At 71.2% G+C, this 17,442-nt stretch carries 18 protein-coding genes and 1 riboswitch; of the genes, 8 read left to right on the top strand and 10 right to left on the bottom strand.

Annotation, left to right across the window (positions count from 1 at the left end; translation table 11 throughout):
* Nucleotides 1–3 precede the first annotated feature (3 nt).
* The 3 genes from G528_RS0107065 to G528_RS0107055 form a co-directional block, all read right to left on the bottom strand.
* Complete coding sequence (locus G528_RS0107065; protein ID WP_026918367.1) at nucleotides 4–633, bottom strand: DUF2461 domain-containing protein; 630 nt, start codon at nucleotides 631–633, stop codon at nucleotides 4–6.
* 133 nt (nucleotides 634–766) lie between these two features.
* On the bottom strand, nucleotides 767–1,552 hold the full coding sequence (locus G528_RS0107060; protein WP_026918366.1) for an ABC transporter permease: 786 nt from the start codon (nucleotides 1,550–1,552) through the stop codon (nucleotides 767–769).
* Complete coding sequence (locus G528_RS0107055) at nucleotides 1,552–2,463, bottom strand: ABC transporter ATP-binding protein (protein ID WP_026918365.1); 912 nt, start codon at nucleotides 2,461–2,463, stop codon at nucleotides 1,552–1,554. The genes G528_RS0107060 and G528_RS0107055 overlap by 1 nt, the downstream gene beginning before the upstream one ends.
* A 134-nt stretch (nucleotides 2,464–2,597) precedes the next feature.
* Here G528_RS0107055 and G528_RS0107050 point away from each other — a divergent pair, with 134 nt between their 5' ends.
* The 5 genes from G528_RS0107050 (at nucleotide 2,598) to G528_RS0107030 (ending at nucleotide 6,245) form a co-directional block, all read left to right on the top strand.
* Nucleotides 2,598–3,761, top strand: coding sequence for a sensor histidine kinase (locus G528_RS0107050; RefSeq protein ID WP_026918364.1), 1,164 nt, complete (start codon nucleotides 2,598–2,600; stop codon nucleotides 3,759–3,761).
* A complete protein-coding gene (locus G528_RS18405; RefSeq protein ID WP_026918363.1) occupies nucleotides 3,758–4,411 on the top strand; it encodes a response regulator in 654 nt (217 codons plus the stop codon). The genes G528_RS0107050 and G528_RS18405 overlap by 4 nt, the downstream gene beginning before the upstream one ends.
* A gap of 90 nt (nucleotides 4,412–4,501) precedes the next feature.
* Entirely contained in the window at nucleotides 4,502–4,957 is a 456-nt protein-coding gene (locus tag G528_RS0107040) for a peroxiredoxin (RefSeq protein ID WP_026918362.1), read from the top strand.
* Entirely contained in the window at nucleotides 4,954–5,442 is a 489-nt protein-coding gene (locus G528_RS16695) for an acetyltransferase (protein ID WP_084638089.1), read from the top strand. Before G528_RS0107040 ends, G528_RS16695 begins: the two co-directional genes overlap by 4 nt.
* Before the next feature lie 32 nt (nucleotides 5,443–5,474).
* Nucleotides 5,475–6,245, top strand: a complete 771-nt coding sequence (locus G528_RS0107030; protein WP_156890376.1) for an enoyl-CoA hydratase — start codon at nucleotides 5,475–5,477, stop codon at nucleotides 6,243–6,245.
* 15 nt (nucleotides 6,246–6,260) lie between these two features.
* On the opposite strand, the gene G528_RS0107025 is transcribed toward G528_RS0107030, so the two are convergent.
* Nucleotides 6,261–6,818: a hypothetical protein gene (locus G528_RS0107025; RefSeq protein WP_026918360.1), complete on the bottom strand. Its 558-nt coding sequence runs from the start codon at nucleotides 6,816–6,818 to the stop codon at nucleotides 6,261–6,263.
* Between the two features lie 108 nt (nucleotides 6,819–6,926).
* On the opposite strand from G528_RS0107025, the gene G528_RS16690 reads away from it, so the two are divergent.
* Together G528_RS16690 and G528_RS0107015 are read left to right on the top strand one after the other, a co-directional pair.
* Nucleotides 6,927–8,150 (top strand): sensor histidine kinase, encoded by a 1,224-nt coding sequence (locus G528_RS16690; protein WP_084638088.1) that lies wholly within the window; start codon nucleotides 6,927–6,929, stop codon nucleotides 8,148–8,150.
* Nucleotides 8,147–8,803, top strand: a complete 657-nt coding sequence (locus G528_RS0107015) for a response regulator (RefSeq protein ID WP_281170341.1) — start codon at nucleotides 8,147–8,149, stop codon at nucleotides 8,801–8,803. Before G528_RS16690 ends, G528_RS0107015 begins: the two co-directional genes overlap by 4 nt.
* A gap of 16 nt (nucleotides 8,804–8,819) precedes the next feature.
* Here the strand turns inward: G528_RS0107015 and G528_RS0107010 are convergent, their stop codons facing one another.
* The 6 genes from G528_RS0107010 to G528_RS0106985 all read right to left on the bottom strand — a co-directional run bounded on the left by G528_RS0107010 (nucleotide 8,820) and on the right by G528_RS0106985 (nucleotide 15,965).
* Entirely contained in the window at nucleotides 8,820–9,134 is a 315-nt protein-coding gene (locus G528_RS0107010) for a DMT family transporter (protein ID WP_026918358.1), read from the bottom strand.
* 13 nt (nucleotides 9,135–9,147) lie between these two features.
* Nucleotides 9,148–9,213: riboswitch (guanidine-III (ykkC-III) riboswitch) on the bottom strand.
* Nucleotides 9,214–9,242: 29 nt separating this feature from the next.
* Nucleotides 9,243–9,755 carry a MarR family transcriptional regulator gene (locus G528_RS0107005; protein WP_026918357.1) on the bottom strand — a complete coding sequence of 171 codons (513 nt, stop codon included), beginning with the start codon at nucleotides 9,753–9,755 and terminating at the stop codon, nucleotides 9,243–9,245.
* 20 nt (nucleotides 9,756–9,775) lie between these two features.
* Complete coding sequence (gene mmsB, locus G528_RS0107000) at nucleotides 9,776–10,645, bottom strand: 3-hydroxyisobutyrate dehydrogenase (RefSeq protein WP_026918356.1); 870 nt, start codon at nucleotides 10,643–10,645, stop codon at nucleotides 9,776–9,778.
* Nucleotides 10,642–11,820, bottom strand: a complete 1,179-nt coding sequence (locus G528_RS0106995; RefSeq protein WP_026918355.1) for an acyl-CoA dehydrogenase family protein — start codon at nucleotides 11,818–11,820, stop codon at nucleotides 10,642–10,644. Before G528_RS0106995 ends, mmsB begins: the two co-directional genes overlap by 4 nt.
* A 45-nt stretch (nucleotides 11,821–11,865) precedes the next feature.
* Nucleotides 11,866–13,392 carry a CoA-acylating methylmalonate-semialdehyde dehydrogenase gene (locus tag G528_RS0106990; RefSeq protein ID WP_026918354.1) on the bottom strand — a complete coding sequence of 509 codons (1,527 nt, stop codon included), beginning with the start codon at nucleotides 13,390–13,392 and terminating at the stop codon, nucleotides 11,866–11,868.
* Between the two features lie 173 nt (nucleotides 13,393–13,565).
* Nucleotides 13,566–15,965, bottom strand: a complete 2,400-nt coding sequence (locus G528_RS0106985; protein WP_035719260.1) for an acetyl-CoA acetyltransferase — start codon at nucleotides 15,963–15,965, stop codon at nucleotides 13,566–13,568.
* 54 nt (nucleotides 15,966–16,019) lie between these two features.
* Between G528_RS0106985 and G528_RS16685 the strand changes: the two genes are divergently transcribed.
* Nucleotides 16,020–17,432, top strand: coding sequence for a WS/DGAT domain-containing protein (locus G528_RS16685; protein ID WP_051198432.1), 1,413 nt, complete (start codon nucleotides 16,020–16,022; stop codon nucleotides 17,430–17,432).
* Nucleotides 17,433–17,442 lie beyond the last annotated feature (10 nt).

Here is a 17,442-nt window from a genome sequence, read left to right as displayed (position 1 = left end):
GGGTCAGGCGCCGTGGCGGACGAGCCAGTCGAGCAGCGGCCGCGTCTCCCGCCAGTGCGTTCGCACCTGCTCGACGAGCGCGGGAGTGTGGATCACCTCGTCGAAACCATAGGTGCGGGTCGCGGTCAACGACCGGTGGCGCAGGAGTTCGATGCGGGGATGCTCGACGCTCCACCCCCGCGGGGCGGTCTTGAGCCGGTCGCCGCCGATCTCCCATCCGCGGCGGCGCAGCGAGTCGACGATGTGTGCCAGCTCGGCGCCGTGCAGGTCCTCGTCGATGGCGCGCCGCAGGAAGGCGAGACGTTCGGCGTCGGCCTGATAGAAACCCGCCGCGACCGTGACGCCCGGCGCCGCGATCTCGACGTAGTAGCCGGTCGCGGGCGCCACGGGGACGAATGCCCCCTGATGGGTCTTGTACGGCGTCTTGTCCTTGGAGAATCGGACGTCGCGGTGGGGCCGGAAGATCTTGGCCGCCCCGAACTCCTCGGCGAGCTCGTCGGTCAACGCGGCCATCGGTCCGGCGACGGCGGTGCGGTACACCTCGCGGTTGGCCTCCCAGAAGACCTTGCTGTTATCGATCTCCAGGTCATCGTAGAAGTCGAGCGCGGCCTCGGGAAAACCGGTGAAACCCATGGGCCGAGCGTACCGAGGGGCCGAGCGGCCCGGCCGTGAACGCACGACCGGCGCGCCCGGGGAGAACTCTCGGGCGCGCCGGTCGGGTGCTGCGTTCAGCTCTTCGCAGGCGGTGACGTCGCTCGCCGCGGCGTCACTTCACCTCTGAACGCATGATTCGGACGATGCCGAACGTGAGGGGGACGCCGATCCACAGGCCGTACGCCACCAGGAAGCGGAGCCAGTCGCCGCCGTCGGCGGTGCCGCCGTCCTGGAACGGGATCATCGTCATGTCGGTGGAGATCCAGTCGATGAGGTTCTCGCGGAACCACGGGATGATGTTGCCCGCGAGCGTGAAGATCGACGGCAGGACGAAGTAGATCACGATCGCGATCGGGGTGTTGAGGAACGCCGCCGCGAAGGCGAACCCGAGGAGCAGGCCGGCCAGTTGGAGGACCACGGCGTACAGGATCGAGAGTCCCGAGACCGACCAGGCATCCGACGTGGACGTGGTGAGCTGAGCGATCACGGTCGCGACGGCGCCGACGACCGCTGCCGCCAGCACCGCTCCGAGTGCGGCGATCACCGAGGCGATCAGCTTGGCGGCGATGATCCGTTCACGGCGCGGCTCCATCGTGAAGGTCGCGAGCGCCGTCCGCTGACTCCACTCGCTGGTCACCAGGAGGATCGCCATCACCGGCAGCAGGAAGGCCGTCGGCTGGTTCATCAGCATGAAGAAGTTGTCGAACGTCAGGTCTTCGGGGTTGTTCCGATTCGCGATCAGCATGATGACGCCGATCAAGACGGCGATCAGCCCCATCGAGGCGATGAGCCAGAAGCCGGCGCGCGTGTCGACGAGCTTGCGCAGCTCCACCCGGGTGAGCCGGGACAGTGGGATCGGCGCGGCCGTCGTGTCGACGGTGACGTAGGCGGTAGACATCAGAGCGCTCCCATCTGCGCAGGCTGCTCGCGCTGCGTCTGTTCGGTCAGCTGCAGGAACATCTGCTCGAGCCCCTGGTTGTCGCCGGGGCGCAGTTCGACGAGGTGGACGCTGGCGTCGAGGGCCACGCGGCCGACCTGCTCGGGTTCGGCCTCGGCGGCGAAGCCGCCGCCCTCGACCGGGTGGATCGCGATTCCGGCCGCCGTGAGCGCATCGCCGAGCCGAGCGTCGTCGACCGCCTTCACCCGCGTGCCGGTGCCCGCGAGCAACTCCTCCTTGGGGCCGCCGGCCACGATCCGCCCGTGTCCGATGACGATGATGTCGTCGGCGATGATCTCGATCTCATGCAGGAGATGCGACGAGAGCAGGACGGTGCCGCCGCGGTCGGCGTAGTTGCGCAGCAGGGTGCGCATCCAGTGGATGCCCGCTGGGTCGAGACCGTTGGCCGGTTCGTCGAGGATGAGGATCTTCGGGTCGCCGAGCAGCGCATTGGCGATGCCGAGACGCTGGCGCATGCCGAGCGAGTAGTTGCGCACCCGGCGGTTGGCCTCCTCGTCCGACAGGCTCACCAGGTGCAGGACCTCGTCGACGCGAGCCGGGTCGAGGCCCATCGTCATCGCCGAGAGCTTGAGGACCTCACCGCCGCTGCGGCCGGCGTGCTGAGCGGACGCATCGAGCAGGACGCCCACCTGGGTCGCGGGATTCGGGATGTCGCGGTAGTGGGTTCCGGCGATGGTCGCCGATCCGGACGTCGCCGGAGTGAGCCCCGCGATGATCCGCATGGTGGTCGACTTGCCCGCACCGTTCGGTCCGAGGAAGCCGGTGACCCGACCGGGTTTGCAGGCGAAGGAGACGTCGTCGACGGCGACGAACTCCCCGTATCGCTTCGTCAGATGTTCGACAGTGATCATGGCCTCGATCCTGCCGGTCCATCGGCTCGGGCACATCCGCCGCGGGGATGAACTCGTATCAGCCGAAAGTAGGGGGTCGGCTCTCGTCCCCCGGTCGAGGCGGATCGGGTGGGCAGACGTCTACGGTGATCTGCGTGGACCCCGACGACTACCAGCCGCCGTTGACGTGGCGCGGCCATGCGTGGCGCCTGATCGTGGTTCTCGCGCTGTCGGTCATCGGGGTCTGGCCGCGCGTCGGTCCGCTGTGGAGCGACCGGCCGTGGTGGCTGGTCACCGACATCGTTCTCGGCGTGGTCGCGCTGGTCGTCGTGCACTGGCGGCGCAGTCACCCGGTCGTCGTCACCGTCGCGACCTATGTCCTCGGCATGGTCTCGGCGGCGGCGTCGGGGCCGGCGACGTTGGCGCTCGTCTCGCTGTCGACACGCCGGCGGTGGCGGGAGATCCTGCCGGTCGGGGTCTTCGCCGCGGTCGGGACGGGGGTGGCCCAGCGCCTGTACGAGGTCCCCGGCCAGCCCCGGATGACACTGCTCGAGATCGCCGTCGCCGTGGTGCTCGTCGCGCTCGTCATCGCCTGGGGGATGTACATCGGTTCGCGGCGCGAACTGATCGGCAGCTGGCGGTCGCGGGCCCAGTTGGCCGAGGCCGAGCAGTCGGCGAAGATCCGGGAGGCCCAGGTGGCCGAGCGGTCGCGGATCGCGCGGGAGATGCACGACGTGCTGGCGCACCGGATCTCGACGATCCACATGTATGCGGGTGCGCTCACCTTCCGCGACGATCTGCCCGCCGATCAGGTCCGGGAGGCCGCCGAGACGATCCAGGCGACGTCGGCGCGTGCGTTGACCGAACTGCGCGAGGTGCTGGGCGTCCTGCGCGAGGGCCCCGGCGACGCGCGGCCCGAGCCGCCGCAGGCCGGGGCCGCCGACATCGTCGACCTGGTGGCGGAGAACCGCGAGACCGGCATGCGGGTGACCCTGGAGTGCGAGACGGATCTGGCCGAGATCCCCGAAGCCACCGGGCGGACCCTGTACCGGTGCGTTCAGGAGGGGTTGACGAATGCGCGGAAGCACGCCCCCGCGACGGCGGTCACCGTGGCGGTCGGCGGCGGCCCCGATCACGGCGTCGACCTGGTGGTGAGCAATCCGCTGCCGATCGGTGCCCGGGGGCCGTCGGCGCCGCCGTCGGGCTTCGGGCTGGTCGGTCTGGCCGAGCGGGTGGAATTGCGCGGGGGACGGCAGTCGACGCGCGTCACCGGTGACGACCGTTTCGTGTTGAGAGTGTGGCTACCGTGGCAGTCATGACGTCCCGGGTGATGATCGTCGACGACGACCCGCTGGTCCGGTCCGGGCTGCGCCTGCTGGTCGGCGGCGACCGGAGTCTGGAGGTGGTGGCCGAAGCGGCCGACGGCCGCCGCGCCGTGGAACTGCACGCGCAGGACCCCGTCGATCTGGTGCTGATGGATCTGCGGATGCCGGTGATGGACGGGATCGAGGCGACCAAGGCGCTGAAGGCCGCGTCGCCGCCGCCCGCGGTGATCGTTCTGACGACCTTCGACGCCGACGACCACGTGGTGCGGGCACTGGCGGTCGGCGCGGACGGATTCCTCCTCAAGGACACGCCGCCCGAGGAGATCGTCGCGGCCATCGGCGCGGTCCGCGAAGGCCGGCCGGCGCTGAGCCCGTCGGTCACCGCGGCCCTGATCAAGCAGGTCGTCGACGGACACGAGCCGACCCGCGACCGCCCCGTCGCGGATGCGGTCGCGGCGCTCACCGACCGTGAGCGGGAAGTCGCGGTGAATCTGGCGCGCGGATCGTCGAACGCGGAGATCGCCGAGGCCCTCTACATGTCGGTCGCCACGGTCAAGGCGCACATCTCGCACATCTTCACCAAACTCGACGCGAGTAACCGCGTCCAGGTGGCGATTGCGATGCACGACGCCGGCCTTGTCTGAAGTCCGGCCAGTCTGAAGTCCGGCCGGTCTGAAGTCCGGCCGGTCTGAAGTCCGGCCGGCCCGACCTCGGCGGCGGCGTAGGCTGCACTCATGCAGATCGGTGACCGAGCCCCCGACTTCGAACTGCCGGATCAGACCGGCGAGATCCAGACGCTGACCGGACTCTTGACGAACGGCCCGGTCGCGCTGTTCTTCTATCCGGCCGCCTTCACCCCCGGCTGCACCAGGGAGGCCTGTCATTTCCGTGATCTGGCCGCCGATTTCGCCGCCGCCGGGGTCGCGCGCGTGGGGATCAGCCGCGACGCCGTCGACAGGCAACGCGATTGGACCGACAAGCACGCGCTGGACTATCCGCTGCTGGCCGACGTCGACGGGACCGTCGCGGCCGCATACGGTGTGCGCCGCGGAGCCCTCTTCGGGGCGATCGGCGCCCCGACGAAGCGGACGACGTTCGCGATCGGCGCCGACGGGGTGATCGCCGACGTGATCGCCTCCGAACTGAACATGGGGGTCCACGCGGACCGGGCGCTCGCCGCACTGACATGACGCCCAGGGCGGCGAGAACTCCTCGGGACCGGATCGTCCTGCGGTCCGCGGTGCGCCCCGACGACTATCCGGATCTCGTGCGGGTCTGGCGCAGCGCGGTCCGTGCCACGCACCACTTCCTCGCCGCGGCGGACTTCCTCGCCATCGACGGTGCGCTGGAGCGCGACTACCTGCCTTCGGTGGATCTCACGGTGGCCGAGGTCGATCGACGGATCGTCGGATTCTCGGGGCTCGCCGACGGGCGACTGGAGATGCTCTTCGTCGAGGCCGACTCACGCGGTCGAGGCATCGGGTCGGCGCTGCTCGACCGCGCGGCGTCCGCCCACCCGCGTCTCGAACTCGATGTGAACGAACAGAACCCGCAGGCCGTCGAGTTCTACGCGGCCAGGGGATTCGAACAGGTGGGCCGTTCGGACGTCGACGGCGACGGGCGCCCGTATCCGCTCCTGACGCTCCGGTTGACGCGGCCCGGTCGGACCGACTGACGCAGACCGGTGCGACGCCTACTATCGGCACCATGAGTGCTGCCGTGACCTCGTCCGTCTCCGAGGGGATCGGTGTCCTGACCCTCGACGCCGCGCAGCGACGCAATCCGCTGTCGCTGGCGACGATGCGCCGGGCCACCGAACTGCTACGCGATCTCGGCGGAGACGATGCGGTCCGGGTGATCGTGATCCGCGCGCACGGTCCGGCGTTCTCGGCGGGCCACGATCTGTCGGAGATGGTCGACCGGACGGTGGAGGACGAACGGGAGATCTTCGCGGCCTGCACCGAGTTGATGACGGCCGTCCACGAGGTGCCTTCGCCGGTGATCGCCGAGGTGCAGGGGATGGCGTTGGCGGCCGGATGCCAACTGGTCGCGACCTGCGATCTGGCGATCGCCGCCGAGACGGCGCGCTTCTCGACGCCCGGGGTCCGCATCGGTCTGTTCTGCTCCACGCCGATGGTGGCGCTCAGCAGAGCGATCGGCCGCAAGCGTGCCATGCGGATGCTCCTGACCGGCGACATGATCGACGCCGCGACGGCAGCCGACTGGGGACTGATCAACGAGGCCGTGCCCGCCGACCGGCTCGAGACGGCTGTCGCCGACCTCGCCGGGCGGATCGCGGGCTTCTCCGCGGACACCCTCGCGATCGGCAAGCGTGCGTTCTACGACCAGATCGACCGCACCGAACCCGATGCGTATGCGGCGATGGGCGAGGTGATGGCGACCAACGCGATGACGGCCGACGCCCAGGAGGGGATGACGGCGTTCCTCGACAAGCGTGAACCGGTCTGGACGTCGTGACGGCGGGCCGGTCGGTCACTCGCCGAGGGTCCACACCGGGCCGGTGACGAACCAGATGACGGTCACGACGCCGAGCATCTGGAAGCTGCCGAACATGACTTCGCGCTGGGCGTCGTCGGCGACGGTGAACCCCAGCAGTGCGGTGATCGCCGCGGAGATGCCCGCCGCCCCCAGCCAGCGGGCGAACTCCCGCCACTCGTGGCGCCGACGGACGGGCCCCTTCTTCGGGATCGGTGTGGGCGGGGGTCCGTCGGCGAATCGGTGGGCGAACCGGACGTCGGCCCACGCGATCATCCGGTGACCGAACATCACGGTGGCGCCGAGATAGATCGGTGCGATCCGGTGTGCGAAGGCGACCTCGCCGCCGCGGGCGAGATCGATCGCGACGACGGCCAGCAGCACGACGTCGAGGACGGGGACCAGTGCGAGGACCACCATCGACGTGCGGGACAGTCGCGCGAGGTAGCGGAGGAGCAGGCCGCCGAGGACGAGAACCCAGAACCCGATCTCGCAGGCGACGATCGTGAGGAGGACGGGATCGGTCAGCTCGGTCATGCCATCGGGCTCGGTCATGCCTTCAGTGTCGGCGGGATCCGTCGGTGGCGGATCCGCCGACCGGTCGCTGCGCGGTCATCCTTCCGGGGGACCCGGGAACCCGAGGGATGTGCTGTAGTCGAGGTGATGATCTGGATCCAGCGCTCGCGGCCCGACATGCCCTACGCCGCACTCGTCACGGTGGGGGTCGGGGTGCTGCTCTGGGCGTGCGGGGTGTTCACCCTGGTCCCGGCGCTGGGCGGGTATTCGGCGCCGGTGACGGTCCTGCTCCTGCTGGTCGCTTTCACCCTGCAGCTGGCGGCGCTGCGGTATCCCGCCTCGGCGTTCGCGGCGATGGCCGTCCTGCTGGTCGTCGACGCGCCGTCCGGAGGGTCGCTGCCGCTGTGGATCGCGATGTCCGACATCGTGTTCGCCGCGGCCACCGCGGAACGGCCGTGGCTGCGGCGGATCGTCACGGGCACCGGGACGGGGGTGTCGCTCGGCGCCGCCGGGGTCGTCGGGCTCCTGTACGACGCCCGGGCCGGGGTGATCGTGGGGTTGGCGCTCGCGGCGTTCCTCGTCTCACCGATCGGGTACGCGTGGGCGGTGGTCGCCAGCCGTCGTGCGGCGGCGGCGGAACGGGTGGCGGCGGACGCCGCCCGCGCGACGGCGCTCGCCGAGGAGCGTCGTCGACTCTCGCGGGAACTCCACGACACCGTCGCCGGCCACGTCTCGGCGATCGCCATCCTCGCCGAAGCCGCCCGCGACCTGCCCGACCCCGGTGAGGCGATCGCGTCGATGCGGGCCAACAGTCTGGCCGCCCTCACCGAACTGCGCGACATGATCGATCTGCTCGCCGCCGACGACGACGAGGTGAGGACGGCGCGGTGGGTGTCACTGCAGCCGCTGATCGCGGCGGCCGAGGCGGTGGGCGGTGAGGTCACGATCACCGGACGGGCCGACATCTTCCCGAGTCGTGTCGAGGCCGTCCTCACCCGCATCGCGAGCGAGGCCCTCGCGAACGCCGCGTCCCATGCGCCCGGTCGGGACGTGACGGTGGACGTGGTCCGCGACGGCGACGACGCGGTCCTGACGGTGTGCAACCGGCGTGCCGACGGCGCAAGCGGGGACGCCGTGGGCGCGGACGGTGTGGGTGCGGACGGTGGGAGACGGCAGGGGGTCGCGAACATGGCCGTCCGGGCCCAGAGCCTCGGCGGGACCCTGAGCGCCGGGGCGGCAGGCGACCGGTGGATCGTGGTCGCGCGGATCCCCGCGGGGACCGGGTCGGCGGGGACCGAGTCGGTGGGGCCCGAGTCGGTGGGGCCCGAGTCGGCGGGCTCCGGGTCGGGGTACCGGTGGGAGGCCTCGTGACCCGGATCCGCGTGCTGCTGGCCGACGATCACGCGGCCGTCCGCGAGGGACTGCGCATGGTCCTCGAGGCCTCCGGGGCGATCACCGTGGTGGGGGAGGCGGCCGACGGTGCCGCAGCGATCGACGCGGCCCGTCGCCTGCGGCCCGACGTGGTGGTGATGGACGTCCGGATGCCGGGGATCGACGGTCTGGCCGCCACCGATCGGGTGCTGGCCGAGACGTCGGCGCGCGTTCTGGTCTTGACGACGTTCGACGTCGACGAGTACGTGCTCGGCGCCCTCGCCGCGGGAGCCGACGGCTTCCTGCTCAAATCGGCGTCGGGAGCCGAACTGGTGGCCGGGGTGCGCCGTGTCGCCGGCGGCGACGCCGTCCTGGACCCGGCCGTCATCGGCGTCGTCGTGGGAGCGATGCGCGGACGGCGCCGCGAGTCGGGCCCCGACCTGAGCGTCCTCACCGAACGGGAGGCAGAGGTGCTCGCGGGCCTCGGAGCCGGGTGGTCGAACGCCCAGATCGCTCGGCGACTGCACATCGGGGAGGCCACCGTGAAGACGCACGTGTCGCGCGTCCTGGTGAAACTCGAGGTTCAGTCGCGGGTGCAGGCCGCGGTCGTCGCCGCCCGCGCCGGCCTGCCCGAACCCCGATCGGTCACCTGACGCCGCCGGGACGCGGTCAGCTGACGAGTTTGAGACCGATGACGCCGCCGACGATGGCGATGACGCAGAGGATCTTCGCCAGACCCGCCGCCTCGGCGCCGGTGGCCATCCCGTAGGCGACGGCGCCCGTGGCGCCGATCCCCACCCAGACGGCGTACGAGCTGCCCGTCGGCAGATCCCGCATGGCATAGGCGAGTCCGGCCATGCTCAGGAAAAGTGCGACGAAGAAGACGATGGTCGGGGTGAGACGGTGCAACCCCTCCGAGCGTCCGAGCGCGGTGGCCCAGACGGCCTCGAGAAGGCCGGATACGACCAGGACGATCCACTGCATGACGGTTCCCTTCGGGCCACCGTCTTGTCGCGATCCGGGTACGGCGGGCTCGTCCGGGGCCCGTGGTCAGGGCCACGGTAGACGAGTTTACCCGCGTGACGGGACCTCTCAGAAATCGCCGTGGTCGCGGCGGAGACTGCGGATCGCCGAGACCAGCGCCCGCGATTCGTCGCGGGCGAGCCCGAGGTCGGCGAACACCACGTTGATCGCGACCGTCGCCTTCTCGACGAGTTCGCGCCCCTCCTCGGTGATGGCGACGAGGGTGGTCCGACCGTCGGTGGGGTGCGGTTCACGCCGCACCAGGCCCGCATCGACGAGGCGGCCCACCGCGTGGGTCGCCGATGAGACGTGGACCTGGAGTCGGTCGCTGGCCTTGGAGATCGGGAGGGCGCCGTGGCGGGTGAAGGCCAGCAGGCGCAGGAGCTCGAACCGGGAGAACGACAGTCCGAAGGGTTTGAGCTCCTGCTCCACGCGGGCCAGCATGATCTGGTGGGCGCGCATCACCGAGGTGACGGCCTCCATGCCGTCGGCGACGGCGCCGCCCCAGCCGGCGTCCTCCCAATTGCGTCGGGCCAGGGCGATCGGATCATGGTCGTCCGGCGTCTGATCGACCCTGGCCACACTCGACTCCTCGTTGACGGTTACCGCAGAGTCTCGATTATCGCACTGAAGTCGCGGGCGCCGTTCTCGGCCGCGAACTGTTCGTACATCTCGGCGGCGTGCGCGCCCAGCGGGGTCTTCGCCGCCGTGGCCGCCACGGCGTCCATCGCCAGGTGGAGGTCCTTGTCCATCAGCGCGGTCGAGAAGCCGGGGCGGAAGTCGTTGGCCGAGGGCGCGGTGTCGACCGGTCCCGGGACCGGGCAGTTCACCTCGAGCGCCCAACAGTTGCCGGTGGCGCCGGTGACGACGTCGTAGAGGGCCTGATCGGACAGGCCGAGCTTCTCGGCGAGGGCGAAGGCCTCGCCGACGGCGATCTGCTGCACCGCGAGGATCATGTTGTTGCAGACCTTGGCGGCCTGACCGTTCCCCGCGCCGCCGCACGGCACGACCTTGCCGGCCATGGGGGAGAGCACGGGCTGGGCCGCCGCCAGCGACTTCTCGTCACCGCCGACCATGAAGGCCAGGGTGCCGGCGGTGGCGCCCTTGACGCCGCCGGACACCGGGGCGTCGATCTGCAGCATCCCGGCGTCGACGGCGAGAGCGTGGACGGCGCGCGCATCGTCGACCGAGATCGTCGAACTGTCGATGAACAGCGTGCCCGTCGCGGCATGGGGGAGGACCGACTCGTACACCGAGCGGACGATGGCGCCGCTGGGCAGCATGGTGATGACGACGTCGGCCCCCGCGGTCGCCGACTCCGCGGACTCGGCCGCGGACACCCCGTGTTCGACGGCGGCCGCCAGGGCGTCGGCCGACGGGTCGAAGCCGACCACCGAGTGGCCGCCGGCGATGAGGTTGGCGGCCATCGGTCCGCCCATGTTTCCCAATCCGATGAATGCGATGGTGCTCATCGTGAGCCTTTCTGTAGTGCGGCGGCGCGCTGCGCCTCGGCGCGGCCGATCACCATCCGCATGATCTCGTTCGTTCCCTCGAGGATGCGGTTCACGCGCAGATCGCGCACGATCTTCTCGATCCCCGTCTCGTGCAGGTACCCGTAACCGCCGTGCAGCTGCAGTGCCTGATCGGCGACGGTGTAGCAGTTCTCGGTGACGAACCGCTTGGCCATGGCGCACAGTTCCACCTTGTCGGGGTCGCCGGCGTCGAGGGCGTCGGCGGCGCGCCAGAGCATCAGGCGGGACGCCTCCAGCGCCGTCGCCATCTCCGCGAGGGTGGCCGAGATCGTCGGCTCCTCGATCAGCGGTCTGCCGAACGCCTCGCGTTCGGTGCAGTACACCAGTGCCCGGTCGTAGGCCTCCTGGGCGCCGCCGAGCGAGCACGCCGCGATGTTGATGCGGCCGCCGTTGAGGCCGTTCATCGCGATGCCGAAGCCGGTGCCCTCGCCCTCCGGGCCGCCGAGCATGGCGTCGGCGGGCACCCGGACGTCGTCGAAGACCACCTGGGCGGTCGGCTGGTTGTGCCAGCCCATCTTGGCTTCGGCCGGACCGAACGACAGACCGTCGGCGTCCTTCTCGACGACGAACGTGGAGATGCCCCGCGGCCCGGAGTCGCCGGTGCGGGCCATCACCACGTAGACGTCCGAGACGCCGCCGCCGGAGATGAACTGCTTGCTGCCCCGCAGGACGTAGTCGCCTCCGTCGCGACGGGCCGATGTGGCCAGTGCGGCGGCGTCGGAGCCGGCCCCGGGTTCGGTGAGGCAGTAGCTCGCCAGATGCTCCATGGACGCCATCGCCGGCACGTGGCGCTTCCGCTGCTCGGTGGTGCCGTAGGTGTCGACCATCCACGTGCACATGTTGTGGATCGACAGGAACGCCGCGGTGACGGGGTCGGCGCGGGCCAGTTCCTCGAAGATCCTGACGGCGTCGATCCGGCGCAGCCCGGAGCCGCCGACGTCCTCGCTGGTGTAGATGCCCGCCATGCCGAGCGATGCGGCCTCGCGCATCTCGTCGACGGGGAAGTGCTTGCGGGCATCCCACTCGAGGGAGTGGGGGGCGAGCCGCTTGCGGGCGAAGTCCCGGGCGGCCTCGACGACGATCCGGTCGTCGTCATCCAGCGTCGGATACGGCATGTGCTCTCCTGGTCGGCGGTCGCTGCTGGTCGGCGGTCGTACGGGTCAGCTGTGGGTGGTCGGCATCGCGAACTCGGCGCCCTCCTTGATGCCCGACGGCCACCGGGAGGTGACGGTCTTCGTCTTGGTGTAGAACATGATCGACGCCGGCCCGTGCTGGTTGAGGTCGCCGAACCCGGACCGCTTCCAGCCGCCGAAGGTGTGGTAGGCGACCGGGACCGGGATCGGCACGTTGACGCCGACCATGCCGACCTCGACGCGCGAGGTGAAGTCGCGCGCGGTGTCGCCGTCGCGGGTGAAGATGGCCACGCCGTTGCCGTATTCGTGCTCGTTCGGCAGGGCCAGGGCCTCCTCGTAGTCGTGTGCCCGCACGATCGTCAGGACCGGGCCGAAGATCTCGTCGGTGTAGATCGACATGTCCTTGGTGACGTGGTCGAAGAGGGTCGGGCCGAGGTAGTAGCCGCCGGCGAGGTCGGCGCCGTCGAACTGCACGTCGTCGGCACCCCGCTCACGGCCGTCGACGACCAGTTCGGCGCCGGCGGCGACGCCCTGACCGATGTAGTCGATGACGCGGTCGCGGGCGGCGGCGGTGATCAGCGGGCCGTAGTCGGCCTCGGGGTCGTGGCTGTGACCGACGCGGAGCGAGGCGATGCGCTCGACGAGCTTCTCGCGCAGCGCGTCGGCGGTCGCCTCGCCGATCGGGACGGCCACGGAGATCGCCATGCAGCGTTCGCCCGCCGATCCGTAGCCGGCGCCGATGAGGGCGTCGACGGCCTGGTCGAGGTCGGCGTCCGGGGCGATGATCATGTGGTTCTTGGCGCCGCCGAAGGCCTGGCTGCGTTTGCCGTTCCGCGCGGCGTTCTCGTAGATGTACTGCGCGATGTCGGAGCTGCCGACGAAGCCGACGGCCTTGACGTCGTCGTTCTCCAGCAGGGCGTCGACGGCGGTCTTGTCGCCGTGGACCACCTGGAAGACGCCGTCGGGGAGGCCGGCTTCGGTGAACAGCTCCGCGAGGCGGACCGGGACGGACGGGTCGCGTTCGGAGGGCTTGAGGATGAAGGCGTTTCCGCAGGCCAACGCGGGTCCTGCCTTCCACAGCGGGATCATGGCGGGGAAGTTGAACGGGGTGATGCCCGCGACCACGCCCAGCGGCTGACGCATCGAGTACACGTCGATGCCGGTGCCCGCACCCTCGGTGTACTCGCCCTTGAGCAGATGCGGGATGCCGACGGCGAACTCCATGACGTCGAGTCCGCGGAGCACATCGCCCTGGGCGTCGGGGAGGGTCTTGCCGTGCTCGCTGGACAGGAGTGCGGCCAGCTCGTCCATGTTCTGGTGGACGAGGTCGATGAACTTCATGATGATGCGTGCACGGCGCTGCGGGTTCATCGCGGCCCATGCGGGCTGGGCGGCCTTCGCGATCTCGACGGCCTCGTCGACCTCGGTAGCGGTGGCGAGCGGGACGGTCGCCTGCACGGTGCCGGTGCTGGGGTCGTAGACGTCGGCGGTCGCTCCGCGTGCGGCGACGTGCCGGCCGTTCAAGTAGTGGTCGATGGTCCGCGATGCGGTCATGTGGCGTCCTTCCAGAGGAATCGAATCCGTGACGGAAACCACGATATACTTGGATGTCCAAGTAATTCAAGGGGAGCGCCATTCACTGGCGAACTCCCTGGTGAAAGAGGTTCTCCAGACAGGGCTGTCTGCCGTGAGGAGTGCCGTGAGGGGAGGTGCAGGGTGGGCGGCGGTCAGCGCCCCGTCCACCGCGGCGGCCGCTTCTCCAGGAACGCGGCGATCCCCTCCCGGGTGTCCTGACTGACCAGCACGGCGTCGAGCACCGACATGCTCGCCGCCACCGCGGCGGCCGTGTCCGGTTCGCCGTCGGCGTCGGCCATCGCGGCCAGAGAGGCCCGGACGGCCACCGGCGAACCCGCCACGATCTCCTGCGCCACCGCCCGCGCCGTGTCGAGGACCCCGCCGGCCGGCGCGATCCGGGAGACCAGCCCGTGAGCCGCCGCCTCCTGGGCGTCGAGCCTGCGTCCGGTGAGGATCATGTCGTGCGCCACCGCGGACGGGATCCTCCGCGGCAGCCGCACCAGCCCGCCCGCGGCGGCCGCGAGCCCCACGCGGACCTCCGGCAGACCGAACGACGCCGTCTCGTCGGCGACCACGACATGGCATGCCAGCGCGGCCTCCAATCCGCCGCCCAATGCGTAGCCGTTCACCGCCGCGATGACCGGTTTGGGCATCGACCGGCGGGAGGTGATCCCGGCGAAACCGTTCGCCGGGACCTCGAGGGTGCCCGCAGTCGCCGACGCCGACAGATCGTTCCCCGACGAGAACGCGCGGTCCCCGGCGCCCGTGAGGATCGCCACCCACAGGTCGGGATCGGCGAAATAGGCGTCGAACACGGAGTCGAGTTCGGCGTTCGTCAGCGGGCTCAGCGCGTTGCGCGACTCGGGCCGGTTGATCGTGACCTCCAACAGGTGCCCGTCCCGTCGCACCTCGAGATGCTCGTAGGACTCGGCCAGCCGGGGCTCGAGGCGGGGAAGGCGCCGATCCATCTCCGCGCGCGTCCGGGTCACCAGATTGCGCTGCGCCGTCGACCGGGCGTACACGGGCGTGCCGATGGGATCGGCGTCACCGGTCAACAACTCGAGGAGGTCGGCGTCGTCGGGGGCGACGGCCGCCAGGAAGCGGCTGCCGTCCGGCAGCCGGCCGACCACCGTGGCGCCGGGAGCGGCGCCGTCCGGGTCGATGACCACGAACGACTCGATCGTCGCGGGCCCCTCCGGGTAGCGGGTGACGGGCACGTCGGCGACCGCGTCGAGTGCCCGCTGGACGTCGTCGGACGTCGAGTGCCGCCACGGAGCGGGGGAGGTGGAGTAGACGCCGACCGAGTACTTGCTCATGATGCCGCCGTTCGCGGCGACCAGACCGCGGGTGCCGGGGGCGCGACGCACCCGCTCCACGATCTCGGCGACCCCGTGCATCGAATAGTTGTTGCCCGGGCCGCCGAAGTACGGAAGTCCACCGGTCGCGGTGAGCCCGCGCGGATCGTCGGGAGCCAGGCCGAGGTCGTCGCACACGTGGGACACCGCGATCGGGAAGCACGAGTAGACGTCGAAGCAGGCGATGTCGTCGATGCCCGCGTCGGCCATCGCGAGGGCCTCGCGGACCGCGGCCACCGAAGCCGGACCGTCCGCGAGATCGGGTCGCGCCAGCAGCGGCTTCTCCCGGGTGTCGGCGTGGCCGTGCAGGAACACCCACCGCTCGGCGGGGATGCCCGCGGCCCGTGCCGCACCGACCGAGGTGAGGACGACGGCGGCGGCCTGGTTCACCTGATCCCGCGCGACGAGCCGTCGAGGGTAGGGCACCGAGACCCGCCGATTCTGCTCGCCGACGGTCGCGAGCTCCTCGGCGGTCCACTCGTGCGGTGCTGCCGAATGCGGATTGGCGGCGGCGACCGTCGTCATCGGCGCGAACCACTCGCCCATCGACAGCGCATAGTCGCGGGCCGACAGGCCGAGGCGGTGTCGGCGCGCGTTCTCGGCGACCGAATACTGCGAGATCGGGATGACGACGCCGTGGCGGACCTCCTCGATGGACGTCAGTCCCGCGATCCCGTATCCGCGATCCTCGAGGGCCCCGTCGGAGTGCTCGGTGAAGTCGAGCTGTTCGCCGGCGCGCTGAGCGCGTCGCACGGTCGACATCACCTCGGCGCCGAACAGGACGGCGACCTCGCAGCGACCGGCGGCGATCTCGCCGCAGAACTCGGTGATCAGATGCTGCGGGCTCTGGCCGCCGGTCACCTCCTCGACGGCCCGGCGGGGATCCATGCCGGTGCGCGAGGCCACGGCGCGCGGCATGTTGTCGGGTCGCCCGAACGGCGAGTACGACGCGGGACTCGACTTCTCGAACGAGCGGACGGCCGCGACGGTATCGACGCGCTGCGCAAGCTCCGCGGGATCGACGCCGCCGGGGCCGGGGAGCGCGTCGCGGAGCGCCGCCGTCACGGCGCGGGCGGCCAGATCGGCCTCGCCGAGCCCCTCATACCCGGGCTCGCCGATGCGTTCGGAGGCCTGGCCGACGCCTACGATGACCGGAGTGGCGGGGTCGAGGTCTGCTGCAGTGTTCACAGTTCGCATGACGCCCACGATGCCATTGAGTGATGGCAAGGAGGTGGGCGGGGAGGGACTTCGGTGTCGGAACTCGCAGCCGCCGACGCGGCGATGCACTACCGCGCGCGGTACGCGTCCACCGACCAGTTCCTCGTGTATGCATTTCCTCATGTCGGATCTGGCCGCGTCGGATCTGGCCGCGTCGGATCTGGCCGCGTCGGATCTGGCCGCGTCGGATCTGGCGGACGCCCCGCGACCCTGCGGGAGCGCGCGGCGGCCGTCGGCGACCTGGGCGTCGGGATCGCCGCCGTCGCCGCCGACCTCGGCGGACCCCGCTGGGTGCGATCGGTGCCCGGCGACGACCGGTTCCGCATCCACGAGGCATCGACCTGGGCGGAGTGCCTCACGATGCTCGGTGAGCTGATCGTCGACAACGACCGCGACGAGTCCGTCCCGTGGCGACTCCATCTGTTCGGACCGCTCGACGGCGTGCCGGAGGTCGACGGCCCCGCGCGGATCGTCGTCCTGCAGATCGCACACGCACTCGGCGACGGCCGTCGCGTCTCGGCGATCGCCCGCGCGCTGCTCGGGCCGGACGACCCCGCCGGGCCGGCGCCGCAGCCGGGCCCCGGCGGACGGCTCGCCGACGCCGGAGCGGCCGTCTGGGGCGCCCTCCGGATCGGGCCCCGGATGGTCGCGGCGACCGCGTGGGGAGTGGCGGCCTGGCGCCGTGCCGCCCGGCCGGACCCGGAACCGGCGCCCGGACCGGCGCCGGGACCGATCCGGCGAACCGTCCTCAACGGCAGCGGCGACGGCGCGGGACCCGTGCGACTGCGGACCCTGCACCTGTCCGCCGACGCACTCCGCGAGCACGGACCGTCGGTGACGACCGCGGTCCTCGCCGTCCTGGCCGAGGTGCTGCCGACGTTCGGCGGAGCCGCCGACGACGGGCGCGTCCTGGCCGAAGTGACCGTCGCCCGCCCCGCGGAGGGTCGGCAGCGCAACAACTTCCACACCGTCGGCGTCGACCTCCGCGCAGACGTCGACGATCGCCGCGAGCGCGCCGCGACGATCCGGGACGAGCTGGCCGCGGCACGGCGCCGGGACGGGACCGCGGCCCGTCGGACGGCCCGCCGAGCGGAGGCCCGCACACCGCCCGTGCTGGCAGCGGCCGCGGCCCGGCTCGCCGCGCAGGCGCCCGCCCCGAGCACGGTCTCCGGGGCGACCGTGGTCTCGTCGGTCGACCGCGGTCCGGCCGATCTGACCCTCGAGGGCGCGCCGGTGGCGTTCACGGCCGGGTTCCCGGCGCTGTCGAGCGCCCACGATCTGACCCACGGGGTCCACGGGATCGGCGACGTCGTCACCGTCTCGGTCTGCGCGCGCGGGGCGGCGGCGTCGGTCGTCGACGACTACGTTCACGCCCTCGCCCTCGCCCTCGCGTTCGCGCAACCCCGCCGTCGCGTTCGCGCAACCCCGCCGCCACCGCGCGGGTGACGCGTAGGGT

Origin of the sequence: Gordonia shandongensis DSM 45094 (genome assembly GCF_000423025.1) — a bacterium.
Lineage (GTDB): Bacteria > Actinomycetota > Actinomycetes > Mycobacteriales > Mycobacteriaceae > Gordonia > Gordonia shandongensis.
This window is presented reverse-complemented; position numbering and strand designations above follow the sequence as displayed.